The following is a 16,235-nucleotide window of genomic DNA, read 5'->3' on the forward strand; positions in this document are numbered from 1 at the left end:
GTATCAGCCGTGCATCTGGCCGAATTGGCCGGACTGGAAGTCGGCAAAGGCCTGATGGATTTGCGCCTCGGTGTTCATCACGAACGGTCCGTGGCCGACGATGGGTTCATCGATCGGCTCGCCACTGAGCAGCAGCACCACGGCATCGTGATTAGCCTCCAGGCTGATCTGATTACCGTTGCGTTCGAACAAGACCAACTGCCCTTCCCGAACCCGCTCCTGACCGTTGACCTGAACCGTGCCGCGCAGCACCACCAACGCCGTATTGCGACCTTCGTGCAGGTCCAGCGTCAGCGCTTTACCGGCATTCAAGCGAATGTCCCAGACATCGATCGGGGTGAAGGTCCGTGCCGGCCCTTTGTGACCGTCGAATTCACCGGCGATCAGCCTCAGGCTGCCGGCCTGGTCCTTGAGCGCCAGGTTCGGAATATCGCCATCGAGAATGGTCTGGTAGCCGGCGTCAGCCATCTTGTCCCGGGCAGGCAGGTTGACCCACAACTGGACCATTTCCAGAGTGCCGCCACTGCGGGCGAAATCTTCAGAATGGAATTCTTCATGCAGGATCCCCGAAGCTGCGGTCATCCACTGCACGTCGCCAGGACCGATCTTGCCGCCGCTGCCGGTGGAGTCACGGTGTTCCAGCTCGCCCTTGTAGACGATGGTCACGGTTTCGAAACCGCGATGCGGGTGTTGACCCACGCCCCGGCGCTGTGTGGTCGGCGCGAATTCAGCAGGGCCGGCGTGATCGAGCAGCAAGAACGGGCTGACGTGTTTGCCCAGGCTGTCATAGGAAAACAATGTGCGAACCGGGAAACCGTCGCCCACCCAATGCGCTCTTGGGCTGGTGTAGATACCGATGATTTTTTTCATGGTGTGCCTCCGAAAGTGGGTGAGTGAAACCATGGACACACCTTAAATCCGACACCTTTGCTACGCTAGACTGCAAAAATCACCCATAGCGTTCTATTTGGAGAACGATAGTGGAAGACCTGAACACCCTTTACTACTTCACTCAAGTCGTGGAACACGGTGGTTTCGCCGCTGCCGGGCGAGCCTTGTACATGCCCAAGTCAAAACTCAGCCGACGTATTTCGCAGCTGGAAGAACGCCTCGGCGTGCGGCTGATTCACCGCACCAGCCGGCACTGTTCGTTGACCGAGATCGGCCAGGAGTACTACCAGCGTTGCCTGGCCATGCGAGTGGAAGCTGAAAGTGCGGCGGAGGTCATCGAGCGCAACCGCTCCGAACCTCAAGGACTGGTGCGTATCAGTTGTCCGACGGCGCTGCTCAATTCATGGGTGGGGCCGATGCTGACCCGTTACATGCTCAAGTACCCGCGGGTGGAACTGTTTATCGAAAGCACCAACCGTCGAGTCGACTTGATCCACGAAGGGTTCGATATCGCCCTGCGGGTGCGATTTCCGCCACTGGAAAGCAGCGATCTGGTGATGAAAGTGTTGGGCAACAGCACTCAATGCCTGGTGGGTAGCCCGAGCTTTCTGACGCACCTGTCGTCCCCCTCCTCCCCCGCCGACCTCAGCGGCCTGCCGAGCCTGCATTGGGGGACGGCGCAGCGCGAATATCACTGGGAACTGTTCGGCCCGAATGCCGCCAGCGCCGTGATCGGCCATCATCCGCGGATGGTCACTGACGACCTCATTGCCCTGCGCCACGCGGTGCTGGCCGGCATCGGCATTGCCCACCTACCCAGCGTGGTGGTGCGCGAAGATCTCGCCGCTGGCAGGCTTATCCAGCTGGTGCCGGGCTGGACGCCAAAATCCGGCATCGTCCACGTCATATTCCCCTCGCGCCGTGGATTGCTGCCATCGGTGCGGACCTTGATCGATTTCCTCGGTGAAGAGTTCAGTCAGAGCGACATTGCCTGATTCCAAAGGCTCGGGGGTAAGGATCGGCTACCCGAACTCATTCGTGACTTGCGGTAAACATTGCTTTGCCATTTCGGCGGTTTTTCCATGCGATGCAGACCGGGATACTCGTGGCCATTCCCACTGCAACCATTGGAGTCATGCATGTCTATTCCCGCGTTCGGTCTCGGTACTTTTCGTCTACAGGGCCAAGTGGTCATCGATTCGGTGAGCAGCGCTCTTGAGTTGGGCTACCGGGTAATCGACACCGCGCAGATCTACGAGAACGAAGCTGAAGTCGGCCAGGCCATCGCTGCCAGCGGTATCCCTCGCGAAGAGCTGTTCATTACCAGCAAGATCTGGGTTGCCAACTTCGCCAAAGACACGCTGATCGAGAGTCTCAAGGAAAGCCTGCGCAAACTGCAGACCGACTACCTGGACCTGACCCTGATTCATTGGCCATCCCCTGAAGACCAGGTGCCGGTCGCCGAATTCATGGGTGCGCTACTGGAGGCCAGACAGCAAGGCCTGACCCGGCAGATCGGCATTTCCAACTTTACCGTCGACCTGATGAAACAAGCCATCGCCGCCGTCGGTGCGGAGAATATAGCCACCAACCAGATCGAACTTCATCCCTACCTGCAAAACCGCACAGTCGTCGGTTTTGCTCAAAGCCAGGGCATCCAGATCACGTCATACATGACCCTGGCCTACGGTGAAGTCCTGAAAGATCCATTGATTCAGCACATTGCCGATCGGCATCAGGCCACCCCAGCGCAAGTCACGCTCGCATGGGCCATGCAGTCCGGATACGCCGTGATTCCGTCCTCCACCAAGCGCGCCAATCTGCAAAGCAACCTGAAGGCCCGTACCTTGACCTTGAGTGCTGCCGACATGGAGCTGATCAGCACCCTTGAACGAGATTACCGCCTGACCAGCCCCAAAGGCATCGCGCCAATTTGGGATTGAGCCACTGACGCGCGTGCTGTGGTCAGTGCTGCGCCAGGAAGTGAGCCAGGCGCTCCATGGCGTGTTGCAAAGCCGCGACCGCGTGCGTCAGTGACGCGGCGTCGCGTTCGCCTATGGCCCTTTCCAGATGTTCGCAACACAGGATCAAGCGGTGCGCATTGACGACCCGAGCGCCGCCCTTGATCCGGTGTGCCAGATCCCTGAGGCCATCACGGTCGCGGTTGGCGTAAAAATCCCGCAGCCGGGCCAGGTCCTTTTCATTGCTGGAGGCCAGTTCACTCAGCAAATCGTTGATCAACATCCGGTCTGCACCGACCCATTGCTCCAGACTGCTCAGGTCAATTTCAGCAGATGTTTGCCCCGTGGCCTGTTCAAGCGGTATCGACGTCGCGCCTGAAGTCCTGGATGCCAGTCGAGCACTCAGGTCTTGCAGGCTGATGGGTTTGAACAGGCAGTCATCCATCCCCGCCTCCATACAACGAACCTTTTCCTCGCGCTGGGCATTAGCGGTAAAACCAAGGATCAAACAGGCTTCAAGACCGTTGGCCTTCTCTTCATCGCGAATGGCGCCGGTCAGTTCGTAGCCGTTCATGGCCGGCATATTGCAATCGGTGATGACCACATCGAATGGATGATTTCGCCACAGTTCAAGGCCCTGCTCACCGTCCTCGGCCTCCTGCGTACAATGACCCAGATAGCTCAACTGCCGGGCCAGCAACAGACGATTGGCCGGATAGTCGTCGACCACCAGAATATTCAGCGGCTCAGTGGGCAACTGCTCGACCGTGGCGGCTGGTGTCGGTTGAGCCAGCGCCTGCAAAGCCAGCACCTCCAGCGTGACCTCAATCTGCGTCCCTTCGCCCAGAACACTGCTCAGCTGCAATTGGCCACCCATCATTTCACATAGCGAACGGCTGATGACCAACCCCAGGCCCGATCCGCTACGCGCTGATTGGGCGGGGTTGTCAGCCTGAGTGAACGGGCTGAACAAGCGTTGCTGATCATGAAGGCTGATACCGATGCCGGTATCCTCGACCCGTATTCGAATGGCCAAATGCTCTTGGTGAGTTCCAGGTTCGACCTGCACGTTCAAGCGCACTTCACCCCGGTGGGTGAACTTGATGGCGTTGCTCAGTACATTGGAAATAATCTGTTTGAAGCGCAACGGGTCGATCAGCACTTCACGGTCACTCTTGAGGTCCAGATCCAGGACCAATCGCAGGTGCTTGTCCCGTGCCAGCCCTTCGAAGACTCTTGCTACAGACACAACCAGTGTGCGCAGATTGACCCGTTCCCGGGTCAACGAAAGATGCCCTGACTCAATCCGCGCGATGTCTAGAATGTCGCCGATCAAGTCCAGCAAATCACGCGCCGCGGCGGAAGCCACCTCAATCGAAGAACGGTCAGTGACGCCCTTCTCGGCACTTTTCATCGCCAGTTCGAGCATGCCGATCAGCGCGTTCATCGGCGTACGGATTTCATGACTCATGGTCGCCAGAAACGTGGTCTTGGCCCGATTGGCATCGTCCGCGACGTCCTTGGCTTCCTGCAGCTGAAGCAGCAGTTGCTGACGCTTGCGGATCAGGCTGCGCTGATAGGCAATCCAGCCCAACGCAAGCAACAGCAAGCCTGCAGCGAACGCAAACCCCTGAATGATCGCCGCACGATTGCGCAACCAGTAACTGTCTTGCACTGTTGCCTCATTGCGCCAACGATTGGTCAGCTCATCCATTTCTACCGGCGGGATGCTCAACAAGGCTTTATTCAGAATCGAATACAACTCGAGGGCGTCGTGGCTGGTGGCAAAGGTAACGCGCGCCGGTTCCGTGCCCACAGTACTGGTGATATGCAAACGATCGCGGTATCGCCGGGAAATCATGTAACGCGCACTGATCAGTGAGCTCAGCGCGGCATCGGCCTGTCCATTGGCTACCATTTCCATTGCCTGAGCCTGGTTTTCCACATCAATGAAACGGATGCCGGGAGCCGCCGCACGCACAAATTCTCGCAGCCCGTTGCCTTGAACCAGCGCCAGGCTCTTGTCGACCATGTCGTCCAGCGTGCCGGGACTTGTGGGGTCCGTACTTGTGACTAACACAAACGGGTTGACCAGATACGGTCGTGTGAATAGCAAATCGGCCTCGCGCTCTGTGCTGGGCGTAATAACCGCCAGAAGATCGGCCGTGCCATCTTTGACTTTCTCGATTTGCTTGTTCAACGAGCTGCCTCGCAGCACGTCGAATTTCAGCCCGGTGCGCAGGCTGATCCTGGCCAGAACCTGAGCACTGAGCCCACGGAATTCACCTTTTTCATCAAAAAATGAAAGAGGTACGAAGTCATCGATGATCGCTACTTTCAGCCGCGGATTTTTTTCCAGCCAGCGTTGTTCGCTGGCGCTGAAGTGCAATCCTTGCTGGCCGGTCAGGCTCGTGCTGTCGGCGCTCCAGCGACGCAGGATGGCCATGCGCTCGTCGGTCGGAATCGCCGCCAGGGCCGCGTCGATAATACGCCGCAAGCGCTGGTTGTCGCGGCCCATGGCGAAGGCAAAAGGACTCATCTCCAGTTGGGAGAAGTCCGCCAGCTGGACATTGTTCAGGTAATTATTGTTGATCAGGTAATTGGCGCTGATGGAGTCACCGAGGTACACATCGGCCTGACCAAACGCCACGGCACCAATGGCACTCAGGGTCGAGGGGTAAAGTTGCAGGCTGGCATCAGGGTAGTAGGTGCGAACCACCCAGGGCGGCAGGTAGTGATTGAGCATGGCCAGGCGCTTGCCTGCCAGGTCGGCGGGCAAGTCACTGCTGTCGCCAGTGCGGGTGACCAGGGTCGGCAAGTCGTCGGCGTAAGCTCGGGACATGCTCAACTGCGGGTCGACTGCTTCAAAGCCGTTGGCCGTACCTAACAAGTCCAGCTCCCCGCGTTTCAGCGCGGCAATGACGGCCTCACGAGATTCATAGCGCTGCACTTCGATCTTGATGTGCAGCAACTGGGCGAGCAGATCCGCGTAGTCCGCGGTAATTCCTTCAAAGTCGTGGTTATTGAGGGTCAGGTCGAATGGCGCATAGTCCGGCGACGAGGCGCCGAGCTGCAATACGCCCTTCTCCTTTAGCCAGCGCCAGTCCGCCTCATCCAGCTCGACGCGGTAATCCTGAACCGTCGAGCGCCCCAGCAGATGCAAGGCTTGCATCTGGGCACTGGCGCCCGACGAAAGAAACAGCACCTCGAAATACACCAAGGCTACCAGCCCTTTGCGCAGGAGCGTCTTCATTCAGATCACATGATTACGCCTGGCCAAATCCCTCAAATGAACTGCCGACGTCACATTGAGTTTTTCGATCAAGCGGGTTTTGTACGTGCTGACGGTTTTGTGGCTCAAGAGCATCGACACGGCGATTTCCTTGTTACTTAAACCACGGGCGAGTGCTTGAAAAATCGTCAACTCACGGTCCGACAATTTTTCGATCAATTGCATTTCCGTGCACTGGAGATGGTCCGGGTTCACCGAGCTGGAAGGTAAACGAGGGAAGTAGGTATAACCGGACATCACTGCACCGATCGCTTTGCTCAACTCCTCCAGATCATTGGTTTTTGATATGTAGCCCAACGCGCCGCTTCTCATACAGCGGGCGGAATAGAAAACCGGCTCATGGGAGGTGTACACCAACATCCGGCATGGCGACTCCAGGTCCTTGAGCCGGTTCAAGACTTCCAGACCATCGAGTCCGGGCATGGCGATATCCAGCACGACGAGGTCCGGTTTATGTTCGCGGGCCATTTGCACGGCCTCAACGCCATTGCGGGCCTCCAGAATCGCCTGGAACTTTTCCTTCTGAAGCACCATCTTGACCGCGGCTCGAATGACCGGATGATCATCCACAACCAGTGCTTTACTCATGAAAACTCCTATAAAGCATCCCACCGTCAGGCATCTGCGGTTCAACCGCGAGGGACTGACAGGCTGCGCAGCGCCGCTGCGCCTGCGCTAATACTCTTGCACGCCGGGGTGAGCTCAACTACCTGTAAGAAATGACAGTTCAGACGAACGGTAACGTTCCAACCTGCACGCTCAGGTGCGAAATGACGGACGCCAGGTGGCTTGTTGCTAAAGATTGTAGGCGTCAACCTTGCCATTCGCCGATTCAAAACGAGCGATAACAAATCAGGGACTGACGTCCAAAACCATCGGGGAGCAACGTGAGAAGTGAAGGCTTGAACAGGCTCGCGCCCCTGAGCCTTTAACCCGCTTTGTTCTGATAAACATCGTGCAGCCATGGCAGCACAGGTACCTTGGCTTCATGGGGGTGGAGATCGACTATTTCCATCAATTGCCTGACCCACTCAAAGTCCGGCATTCGCGCCTGGATTACCTGCACCCTCCGAGGTTGGCCAACCTTGCTCGCAGTGATGTGTAGCTGCTGGCCATCGTAGACAATCCCACGATGTATCTGCTGATTGTCCCCACAGAACGTCAGCAAATCGAGGTCGACTCCGGCCGTCAATGATGCGCTGATCATCACCAGATCGAACGGCTCGCCAGCGTACTCCACCAGGGTTAACAGCTCTTCTACGCAATGCACCGGAGCGATGCGGAAATACCCCAGCTGATTCAAAATCCGCTCGATTTTCATTCGATGGAAATGCTGCTCATCGGCGATCAGGATTCGTAACGTTTTATTCAACATTTTGGCAACCATGACAAATACGTTCCAGCCGACTTGCGTCAGCCAACTTCCGTGAGGGCAGCAGGCTATGCGAGACACGGCCAGTTTTATGTAGGACTTATCTCAAAGAAACCTGCCATTTCCCTACGGATACGCCTTTGTCCCAAGGTGTTGCTGCGAGGCGGATGAAACTGAATGATGGCAGACGTAACTACTCCGTCGTACTCGGACTCCAGAACGCTTGCACCACCAATGTCGAAGTGGAAATACGCGCCACCAATTCATCCAGCTCATCACCATCGACCGAGGTGGTGGCCAGCGTGGCCTCGATCTCCACCTCGTGGGCGCCGAACGCGTGCACATCGACATCGCTCGCCGGGTAATTGCAGCGTTCCAGCTCGGTTTCGAGCAACGACAGCACGGCCTTTTGCTGCGATCGGCGAGCGATAACGTAGACGATATTGGTGACCTCGGCCGAGACCACGTCCAGTGGCTGGCGGTTGATGTTGTTGACGATCGGCCGCAGCAAGGTGTTCGCCGCGAGGACGAACAGCGTGCCGAGCAGCGCTTCAAGGAGCAGATCGGCACCGGCGCAAGCACCGACTGCGGCCGAGGCCCAGAGGGTCGCTGCGGTGTTCAGGCCACGGACGTTGCCCTCCTCTCGCATGATCACCCCGGCACCGAGAAAGCCGATGCCGGAAACCACATACGCGACCACCCGCACGGCCCCTTCGGCGCCACCGAGACGGTTGGCCATGTCGACGAAAATCGCCGCACCCACCGCCACCAGTACGTTGGTCCGCAGCCCTGCTGTGCGCTGGCGGTACTGGCGTTCAAAACCTATCAGTCCACCGAGGATGAACGCCGCACTGAGGCTGACCAGGGTGTCGACCAGAGAGTCCAGGTTGATATTGTTGATCGCTTGCATGAATGCCTTCCTTGATTCTCGTGGCGAGAGGCTTTCGATCGTTCCCACGCGCAGCAAAGGAATGCAGCCCGTGACGCTGCGCGTCACAATTCAGAGCAGACGCAGAGCGTCCAGTGAGGCATTCCCACGCGGGAGCGTGGGAACGATCATCGGTTTATTGCCAGCCGAACCGGCGGATGTAGAAGCCTTTCACCGCCTGGGTCAGTGCCATGTACGCCAGCAGAATCACCGGCAGGAACACGAAGTACAGCGACGGCAACGCCTGCAGTTTGAAGTAGTGCGCCAACGGCCCCATCGGCAGGAAGATCCCAACCGTCATGATGATCCCGGTCATCACCAGCAACGGCGTGGCTGCGCGGCTTTGCAGGAATGGAATCTTCGGTGTACGGATCATGTGCACGATCAGTGTCTGGGTCAGCAATCCGACCACGAACCAGCCCGACTGGAACAAGGTTTGGTGATCCGGCGTATTGGCATCAAAGACATACCACATCAAGGCGAAGGTCAGCAGATCAAAGATCGAACTGATGGGCCCGAAGAACAGCATGAAACGCCCGACATCGCCCGGCTGCCAGCGTTGTGGTTTTTTCAGCATTTGCTCATCGACGTTATCGAACGGGATGGCGATCTGCGAGATGTCATACAGCAGGTTCTGCACCAGCAGGTGCATCGGCAACATCGGCAGGAACGGAATGAACGCGCTGGCCACCAGCACCGAGAACACGTTGCCGAAATTCGAGCTGGCAGTCATTTTGATGTACTTGAGCATATTGGCGAAGGTCCGACGGCCTTCCAGCACGCCCTCCTCCAGCACCATCAGGCTCTTTTCCAGAAGGATGATGTCGGCCGCTTCCTTGGCGATGTCCACCGCGCTGTCCACCGAAATACCAATGTCGGCGGTGCGTAGCGCCGGCGCATCGTTGATCCCGTCGCCCATGAAACCGACCACATGCCCGTTACCTTTGAGCAGTCGAACGATGCGCTCCTTGTGGGAAGGTGTCAGCTTGGCGAAGACGTTGGTGGTCTCCACCGCGACGGCCAATTGGGCATCGCTCATGCGTTCGATGTCATTGCCCATCAACAGGCCTTGTTGCTCCAGCCCGACTTCACGGCAGATCTTCGCGGTCACCCGTTCGTTGTCGCCGGTCAGCACTTTCACTGCCACGCCGTGGGCTGCCAACGCTTTGAGCGCGGGCGCGGTGCTTTCCTTCGGTGGATCGAGAAACGCTACGTAGCCGATCAGCGTCAGTTCCTGCTCATCCGCCAGGCTATAGATATCGCGCCCGGTTTGCATGGCTCGCGCGGCAACTGCCACCACCCGCAGGCCTTCTTCATTGAGCTCGGCGGTGACCTGACGAATCCGCGCCAGCAACTCATCGGTCAAGGCTTCCTCGGCCTCGCCATGGCGCACACGTTTGCACACCGCCAGCACCTCCTCCACCGCGCCTTTGCAGATCAGCAAATGCGCTTGATCCTGCTCCGCCACCACCACCGACATGCGCCGCCGGGTGAAGTCGAAAGGAATCTCGTCGACCTTCCGGAACGCGGTGCCGACTTTCAGCTCACGGTAGACTTCAACGTGCTCAAGCACCGCCACATCCAGCAGGTTTTTCAGGCCGGTCTGGTAGTAGCTGTTGAGGTAAGCCATTTCCAGCACGTCCTCGGACTCTTTGCCCCAGACGTCGACATGTCGCGCCAAAAAGATCTTGTCCTGGGTCAGGGTGCCGGTCTTGTCGGTGCACAGCACGTCCATGGCGCCGAAGTTCTGGATCGCATCAAGGTGTTTGACGATGACTTTTTTGCGCGACAGAAACACCGCCCCTTTGGCCAGGGTTGAGGTGACGATCATCGGCAGCATTTCCGGGGTCAGGCCCACGGCGATAGACAGCGCGAACAGCAGCGCTTCCATCCAGTCACCTTTAGTGAAACCGTTGATGAACAGCACCAGCGGCGCCATCACGAACATGAAGCGAATCAGCAGCCAGCTGACCTTGTTGACCCCCGTCTGAAACGACGTCGGCGCACGATCAGTGGCACCGACCCGCTGGGCCAGGGCTCCGAAATAAGTGCTGTTGCCGGTGGTCAAAATCACCGCCGTTGCCGCGCCGGAGACCACGTTGGTGCCCATGAACAGGATGTTCGTAAGTTCCAGCGGGTTGCGGGTCTCGCCGTCTTGCTGACGGGGGAACTTCTCTACCGGCATCGATTCGCCGGTCATCGCTGCCTGGCTGACGAACAGGTCCTTGGCGCCGAGCACACGGCAATCAGCGGGGATCATGTCGCCGGCCGAGAGCACGATCAGATCGCCAGGCACCAGTTGTTTGATCGGCAACTCGATGCGCTGCGCGCCTTTGACCGCCACCGAAGCGCCATGGAACCTGCCGAACAACGGCGCAGCTTCAGCGCTGAAATCGCGACGCATCACCGTCGCGGTGTTGCTCACCATCGCCTTGAGGGCATCGGCGGCCTTGTTGGACTTGGCTTCCTGCCAGAAGCGCAGCAGTGTGGAGAGCACGACCATAGAGAAAATGACCGTGGCGGCTTTCATGTCATCGGTCAGCCAGGAGATGACCGCAAGCAACGTCAGCAGCAGGTTGAAGGGGTTTTTGTAGCAGTGCCACAGGTGGGTCCACCATGGCAGGGGTTGCTCGTGCTCGACCTCGTTGAGGCCATATTGCTCACGCAGCGCATTGGCCTCGATATCGCTCAAGCCATCGCTGTGGCTGCCAAGTTTTTCCAGCAATACAGGCGCTTCACTGTTGGCTGCAGCGACCAGGGTTTGCGCCAGAGTCGGCGGTACCTCACGGTTGACGGTGACGTCAGTGAAACTTTCCAACAGCGCCAGTCGGCGGAAGTGCCGGGCAAAGTGCCGGGTCCGCAGGAAGCCGGCAAAGATTTCTTTCAACAGGGTGAGCTTCATGGTGTTACTCCCGCACCGCCTGCGCCTCACCCTCTTTCAGGTGACTACGCAGGCAGCCTTAAATCGGAACAATCAGTCATAATTTTTGTGGTCTCGAGGAAGGGCTTTACGCCCGCAATAATCGCAGTCGTACCGGCAGCGCAGGTCGATGTTGCCGGCGATGAGTCAGAATATTGATGATGCCCATGGCTGTTCCCCCCTAACGGTCAGAGCCAGGAAACCTTCGAGCAGGTATGGCCGACCCGAGGCCTTGCCTGAGTAACAGGCAAAGCGGGTTTGGCCCGCCGGTCAAAAATGACAGGCGCGTCCGTAGCACAGCGATGCGGCTCAAGGCCGGGCATCACGCACTGTTCAGTGTCGATGAGAGAGACGTCGGGATGCAGGCCAGGACTGGCCGCGATCGGAATGCCGCTTCTCGCTTTTCGGCGAGACAACGGCACAGGAGACTGCGCGTTATCTTGCCGAGAATATGCCGGTTACCGAAACCGGCCGACTACTGTCACTCGAACAAGTACCCACTGTGGGTCTCCGCTATTGATGAAAACGCGCGAAGCTTACGCGCCGTTTTCCGGTGAGTAAACCTTCTATACATTTGCGCCTGGTGAATCAGAAAATTCTTCAGGAAGGGTTCAGGTTGGGGGCGAATACGGGTAACCGACTGGCATCAAGGCATGCCGCCGGTGATGATCCTGCAGGTGACTCTTGATCACCCGCAGCACTTTGGCCTCATGCTCATGGATGAAGAAGTGCCCACCCGCCAGCATGTCTATCGAAAAGCTGCCGTGGGTCTCCTTGCTCCAGCCAATCAACTGCTCGGTGCTGGCCCTGTCGGAGGTGCCGCCGAGGACATGCACCGGGCATTTGAGCAGAGGCCGGGCCAGCGGATGGAAACTGCCGCATAACAGAAAGTCCGCGCGCAGGACCGGTAACGCCAGGCTCATCAGTTCTTCATTGGCCAGCACTTCTTCACGGGTCCCTTCAAGGGTGCGCAACTGGTCGATCAGCTGCGCGTCCGTTCTGGGCACGGCCAGTTCCCGATCGTACTCCGCGCGCAGGGTCGGCGCCGCGGTGCCAGAGGCAAACAACGCCACCGGTTCCGAACACCCCAGCGAGCGAAACGCATGGGCCATTTCGTACGCCAGCAAGGCGCCCAGGCTATGGCCGAACAACGCATAGGGCGCCGTCAGGGACGGCTTGCACTCGCTGGCCAGTTGCAGCACCAGCGCACGCATATCGGTCTGTAATGCTTCGTCAAAACGTGCGCCACGGCCCGGCAATTCCACCGGTTGCAAATGCAGCCACTCAGGCAGTTTGCGCCGCCAGCGGCTGTAGACCATGGCACTGGCCCCGGAATACGGCAGGCACAACAGTGTCAGTTTGGTCACCGCGCTTACCTCAATGGGTTGTCTGTAAAGAGAACGGACGAAGGCACGCGTAAATTAGCGATCCTGAATGACTCAACTGCTCAAACATCGGTAACTCTCTACCGCCACACCCAATACCACCACACCCGCTACCTGCGACTCACCGGAAGTCGATACCTGAAAATCGAAAAAACCCGGCACTGGGCCGGGCTTGAACACGCCAACCAATCAAAACTCAGTCGTGTTTGAAGTTGTGCTTGTGTTTGTGCCTCTTGCCACCGGAATGACTCTTGCCACCGTCGTTGGACAAGTTGCTACCCACTGCGCCACCCGCTGCGCCACCGAGGCCGGCACCGATGGTGGATCCGGTCGACCCGCCCACCTTGTTACCTATGATCGAACCACCCGCCGAGCCGAGACCGCCACCAATGGCGGCGTTAGTCTTGCTGCCCTTGCGAGCGCCTACCGCACTCCCCGCTGCGCCGCCAACACCCGCGCCAATCGCCGCACCGGTGCTGCCCCCCATTTGCCGACCAACCATATTCCCTAACGCGCCACCAAGACCACCACCAACGGCGGCCGTACCATCGCCCGCCGCCATCGCACCTTGGGCGAGCAAAAGCCCAATAACCAGAGTAGGCAGTGTTAAACGCATGATGTGAACCTCAAGAATGCTGACTATTGGGAAAATGAATATTTTGGATAATGACATGTCCAGCCTCTGGGTCTACCAGACCTGACTAGTTGTGAAGGTTGGACATTTCGTTTAAGGAAAGAGTTTTCACACAGGCAAAAAAAACCTGTTCGCACCCCGCTTGATCACTCGCTCGCAGGTCCCGCTGACGGGTACCAAACGTTGACCACTACTGAGGTTTTTCGCCATTGCCAATGCGCTTGGCAACATCTATCGCCAGGTCCATCGCGCCCTCCATGTCCAGATTATGGATCTCAGGCCTGTAGCCCTCCACGATTGGTTTCCCGTCCGGCGTGTAAGCGGCAACGAGCAACTGCAGGGAGCCGTCCTTCAGGATCTGCGCCTTCACCTCAATCTTGCATCCATTCGAAAGCGTTTCCACGTAATCCACATGGCGCTCAGTCATAACCGCATCCTTCTGAAGTTTAAATCTCAGTAAGGCATACGCCATCCAGTCACGCCACTCCTGACGACGTATCCCCATGCTTACCGGAACAAAGGGGTAGATCTACTTAATCTACCTCCTTTTCCCAGTCCTGAATCACAGACACACCCCCACTACCTCAGACCTTCTTGGCATAGTTACTTGCACCAAACCAATCCACCACCACCACAGTCTCGTCCCCGACCACCCAAGCGTCGTGACCTCTAGGCAGTGACGTGATGTCTCCCGGCCCTGCAATGATCTCAGTACCGTCATCCATGCGAATGGCAAGCTTACCGGCGACGTGATACTGGAAGTGCGGGGCCTGGCAACTAGGTGTCTGTGCCAAAGGTTGAATGTCATTCGACCAGCGCCACCCAGGTTTGAATGTGAAGCGTCCAACCTCTGAATTGCCAATCTTGAGGATTTCTGCTTTTCCGTGTGGAAACTCGCGGGTTTCATCGGGTTCCGAGAAGGATTTGTGCTCGGTTATTTGCTCATGAGCGAACATGATATGGGCCCTCAATTGAGTGGCTGGAAAGCCTGCAGGCAGCGCAAAAGCGTCTAACCGCCAACAAGCCATCGGCATCGCCCCCCATTGATGCGCCTGATAATTCTAGTCCTTAAATCGTGGGAAGCTGACGATCGAAATCATTGAAATCCCGTTGATCGGGCCCTCGATACTTTTCCAGACATGCCGGGAAAAATGGCGTTGCATTTCATCGCCACAATATTGACGTCGGCACGCGATAAGCGCGCAATACTTCTTCACCGATTGCCGCCAGGGAAAATCAAAATGGCAAACATCACAGTGTTAGCGGGGGATTTCCTGCAGGGTGATGGAGAATATCGAAATGGCACTTTCACCCTCAGAACCCCCCTCAATCGATGGCCTGGAATCACCCTCCCCCTTTCGGCGCTGAAAACGCTGGAGGTTGCCAATGAGGAATCTATAAAGAAAGTCAAAGACGCCATAGGTCTCGGTATAGCAGGCGCAATGTTGCTCGGTCCCATAGGGGCTATCGCCGGTTTTATGTTGGCGGGCAAAGAGACCGAGGTGACTTTTATAGCGACACTCAAGGACGGTCGAAAGCTGCTGGCTGCTGTTGACAGTACGACCTATCAAGAGATTTCACGGCGAGTTCATGCATAGCGTCTTCCTTTGAAAGCACACCGCACCACTGAGGTGGTGCGGCGTACCTCGCGCCCATTTGAACTTCTGCATTGCGCCAAGGGGTTACTGGCTTGGCAGGGGAACTTCTCGCGGCGCTGGTACCAGTTCGGGTATGGCTGGCAGCGTCACGGGTTTGGCGAGACTTCCTTCAATTTGTCCAGACAGGTAAAAGACCCCCGCCATCACCCCGGAGGCAGGGTTCTCAACAAGCTTAAGCCACGCCTGGTCAAAGGCGACGCTCAGGCTTTTGCGAACCTGCGCTTCCAGGTCCGGCCGTTCGCTCTCCTGGGTGATGGCGTGGACACCTGCCACTCCCATGGAAATCAGCGAGCCTACTACCCGGCCGGCTACCACAGCAATAGCGCCTGCAGCACCCCTGCCGGCGAGCTCAGCCTCCAGTTTTGCGCTGGTCTGTTTCGCCACTGACGTAATACCTGCGTCCGATGCCCCCGCTCCCACCCCTCCGGGGGCATTATGGATCCGATTGATCAGGGCTACATAAGCCGGCTGCCTGGCGAGCGGATTGGCGTGGACAATCTGATAGAGCGAAGCGCTGTGGTCGGGTGGGGGCGCCAGCACGATCGCTGGAATGCCTTTGAGCCGCTGGTCGAATTGATCCGCAGAAACATCATAGCGCTGCGCTATTTCCTGAAGTTCTTTGCCCAGGACCTGGACGTAGAGTTGCGTTGCCTGCATCAGAATCGTATCGGGATCGATCTCCACGGCGGCAGGGGCCAGCACGCGATCGTGGTACTGCTCCTGCAAATAGGCAGTCAATCGTTTTGCCGAAGGATCTGTCTCGCCCTTTGCGTTCAGCGTGTACCAGGTCACCTTCATGGACAGCCATTCCTGGGTCCAGTAGTTGGTATACCACGGAATGAAGTCCGACTCGGTGCGCTGGTAGACGAGGTCCCTCCAGTGCTCCATGGAGCCGCGAGCATAAGTTTTGGCTTGCTCTGTCGCGGCTTGCGATGCGGCGACGATGTCCCGATCGACTTGCTGCCAGATACTCTCCGTGATCGGAACCGGCGCAGTCACTTCAGGGACGCGATAGGGTGTGGCGCAACTCACCAACGCAACCATCAAGACGACGATCAGGGATCGCAAATTCAAGATCGCAGCCCCCCAAAACAGACTCGACAACGGTAGCCCATCCGCCATCGCAGATGTTTCAACCAAGCCCTTCACGCTGCTCATACCGGTTTATTTGCTCTGCAATCCTCAACGGGCGCT

14 protein-coding genes are annotated in these 16,235 nt (G+C 57.7%); 3 read left to right on the forward strand and 11 right to left on the reverse strand.

Annotated features, from left to right (window positions below; translation table 11 throughout):
- Positions 1-3 precede the first annotated feature (3 nt).
- On the reverse strand, positions 4-870 hold the full coding sequence (locus tag AC07VR_RS05830; RefSeq protein WP_495010687.1) for a pirin family protein: 867 nt from the start codon (positions 868-870) through the stop codon (positions 4-6).
- A 107-nt stretch (positions 871-977) separates the two neighbouring features.
- Here AC07VR_RS05830 and AC07VR_RS05835 point away from each other — a divergent pair, with 107 nt between their 5' ends.
- Together AC07VR_RS05835 and dkgB are read left to right on the forward strand one after the other, a co-directional pair.
- A complete protein-coding gene (locus tag AC07VR_RS05835) occupies positions 978-1,886 on the forward strand; it encodes a LysR substrate-binding domain-containing protein (protein ID WP_494994079.1) in 909 nt (302 codons plus the stop codon).
- Between the two features lie 144 nt (positions 1,887-2,030).
- Positions 2,031-2,834 carry a 2,5-didehydrogluconate reductase DkgB gene (gene dkgB, locus AC07VR_RS05840; protein ID WP_494993930.1) on the forward strand — a complete coding sequence of 268 codons (804 nt, stop codon included), beginning with the start codon at positions 2,031-2,033 and terminating at the stop codon, positions 2,832-2,834.
- A 22-nt stretch (positions 2,835-2,856) separates the two neighbouring features.
- Here the strand turns inward: dkgB and AC07VR_RS05845 are convergent, their stop codons facing one another.
- The 9 genes from AC07VR_RS05845 to AC07VR_RS05885 form a co-directional block, all read right to left on the reverse strand.
- A complete protein-coding gene (locus AC07VR_RS05845) occupies positions 2,857-6,105 on the reverse strand; it encodes a transporter substrate-binding domain-containing protein (RefSeq protein WP_494993931.1) in 3,249 nt (1,082 codons plus the stop codon).
- Positions 6,106-6,732 (reverse strand): response regulator, encoded by a 627-nt coding sequence (locus AC07VR_RS05850; protein WP_495010688.1) that lies wholly within the window; start codon positions 6,730-6,732, stop codon positions 6,106-6,108.
- A gap of 340 nt (positions 6,733-7,072) precedes the next feature.
- The gene (locus AC07VR_RS05855; protein WP_494993933.1) at positions 7,073-7,519 is read right to left on the reverse strand and encodes a response regulator; all 447 of its coding nucleotides are present in this window, start codon (positions 7,517-7,519) and stop codon (positions 7,073-7,075) included.
- A 190-nt stretch (positions 7,520-7,709) separates the two neighbouring features.
- A complete protein-coding gene (locus tag AC07VR_RS05860) occupies positions 7,710-8,426 on the reverse strand; it encodes an MgtC/SapB family protein (protein ID WP_494993934.1) in 717 nt (238 codons plus the stop codon).
- Positions 8,427-8,580: 154 nt separating this feature from the next.
- On the reverse strand, positions 8,581-11,346 hold the full coding sequence (mgtA, locus tag AC07VR_RS05865; RefSeq protein ID WP_494993935.1) for a magnesium-translocating P-type ATPase: 2,766 nt from the start codon (positions 11,344-11,346) through the stop codon (positions 8,581-8,583).
- A gap of 629 nt (positions 11,347-11,975) precedes the next feature.
- On the reverse strand, positions 11,976-12,731 hold the full coding sequence (locus AC07VR_RS05870; RefSeq protein WP_495010689.1) for a thioesterase II family protein: 756 nt from the start codon (positions 12,729-12,731) through the stop codon (positions 11,976-11,978).
- Positions 12,732-12,945: 214 nt separating this feature from the next.
- Positions 12,946-13,365, reverse strand: a complete 420-nt coding sequence (locus tag AC07VR_RS05875) for a glycine zipper domain-containing protein (protein WP_494993937.1) — start codon at positions 13,363-13,365, stop codon at positions 12,946-12,948.
- A 208-nt stretch (positions 13,366-13,573) separates the two neighbouring features.
- Positions 13,574-13,810: a hypothetical protein gene (locus AC07VR_RS05880; RefSeq protein WP_494993938.1), complete on the reverse strand. Its 237-nt coding sequence runs from the start codon at positions 13,808-13,810 to the stop codon at positions 13,574-13,576.
- Between the two features lie 157 nt (positions 13,811-13,967).
- Positions 13,968-14,339, reverse strand: a complete 372-nt coding sequence (locus tag AC07VR_RS05885) for a cupin domain-containing protein (protein WP_494993939.1) — start codon at positions 14,337-14,339, stop codon at positions 13,968-13,970.
- A 285-nt stretch (positions 14,340-14,624) separates the two neighbouring features.
- On the opposite strand from AC07VR_RS05885, the gene AC07VR_RS05890 reads away from it, so the two are divergent.
- Positions 14,625-14,981 carry a hypothetical protein gene (locus AC07VR_RS05890; RefSeq protein ID WP_494993940.1) on the forward strand — a complete coding sequence of 119 codons (357 nt, stop codon included), beginning with the start codon at positions 14,625-14,627 and terminating at the stop codon, positions 14,979-14,981.
- Between the two features lie 84 nt (positions 14,982-15,065).
- Here the strand turns inward: AC07VR_RS05890 and AC07VR_RS05895 are convergent, their stop codons facing one another.
- On the reverse strand, positions 15,066-16,199 hold the full coding sequence (locus tag AC07VR_RS05895; RefSeq protein WP_495010690.1) for a hypothetical protein: 1,134 nt from the start codon (positions 16,197-16,199) through the stop codon (positions 15,066-15,068).
- Positions 16,200-16,235 lie beyond the last annotated feature (36 nt).

The organism is Pseudomonas sp. GW821-FHT02H09 (genome assembly GCF_059421425.1).

Coding starts and splice junctions, on each gene's coding strand:
- AC07VR_RS05850 (WP_495010688.1), bottom strand. CDS start 6,732: ATGAGTAAAGCACTGGTTGTGGATGATCATCCGGTCATTCGAGCCGCG.
- AC07VR_RS05855 (WP_494993933.1), bottom strand. CDS start 7,519: ATGTTGAATAAAACGTTACGAATCCTGATCGCCGATGAGCAGCATTTC.
- AC07VR_RS05885 (WP_494993939.1), bottom strand. CDS start 14,339: ATGTTCGCTCATGAGCAAATAACCGAGCACAAATCCTTCTCGGAACCC.
- mgtA (WP_494993935.1), bottom strand. CDS start 11,346: ATGAAGCTCACCCTGTTGAAAGAAATCTTTGCCGGCTTCCTGCGGACC.
- AC07VR_RS05890 (WP_494993940.1), top strand. CDS start 14,625: ATGGCAAACATCACAGTGTTAGCGGGGGATTTCCTGCAGGGTGATGGA.
- AC07VR_RS05830 (WP_495010687.1), bottom strand. CDS start 870: ATGAAAAAAATCATCGGTATCTACACCAGCCCAAGAGCGCATTGGGTG.
- dkgB (WP_494993930.1), top strand. CDS start 2,031: ATGTCTATTCCCGCGTTCGGTCTCGGTACTTTTCGTCTACAGGGCCAA.
- AC07VR_RS05860 (WP_494993934.1), bottom strand. CDS start 8,426: ATGCAAGCGATCAACAATATCAACCTGGACTCTCTGGTCGACACCCTG.
- AC07VR_RS05875 (WP_494993937.1), bottom strand. CDS start 13,365: ATGCGTTTAACACTGCCTACTCTGGTTATTGGGCTTTTGCTCGCCCAA.
- AC07VR_RS05880 (WP_494993938.1), bottom strand. CDS start 13,810: ATGACTGAGCGCCATGTGGATTACGTGGAAACGCTTTCGAATGGATGC.
- AC07VR_RS05845 (WP_494993931.1), bottom strand. CDS start 6,105: ATGAAGACGCTCCTGCGCAAAGGGCTGGTAGCCTTGGTGTATTTCGAG.
- AC07VR_RS05895 (WP_495010690.1), bottom strand. CDS start 16,199: ATGAGCAGCGTGAAGGGCTTGGTTGAAACATCTGCGATGGCGGATGGG.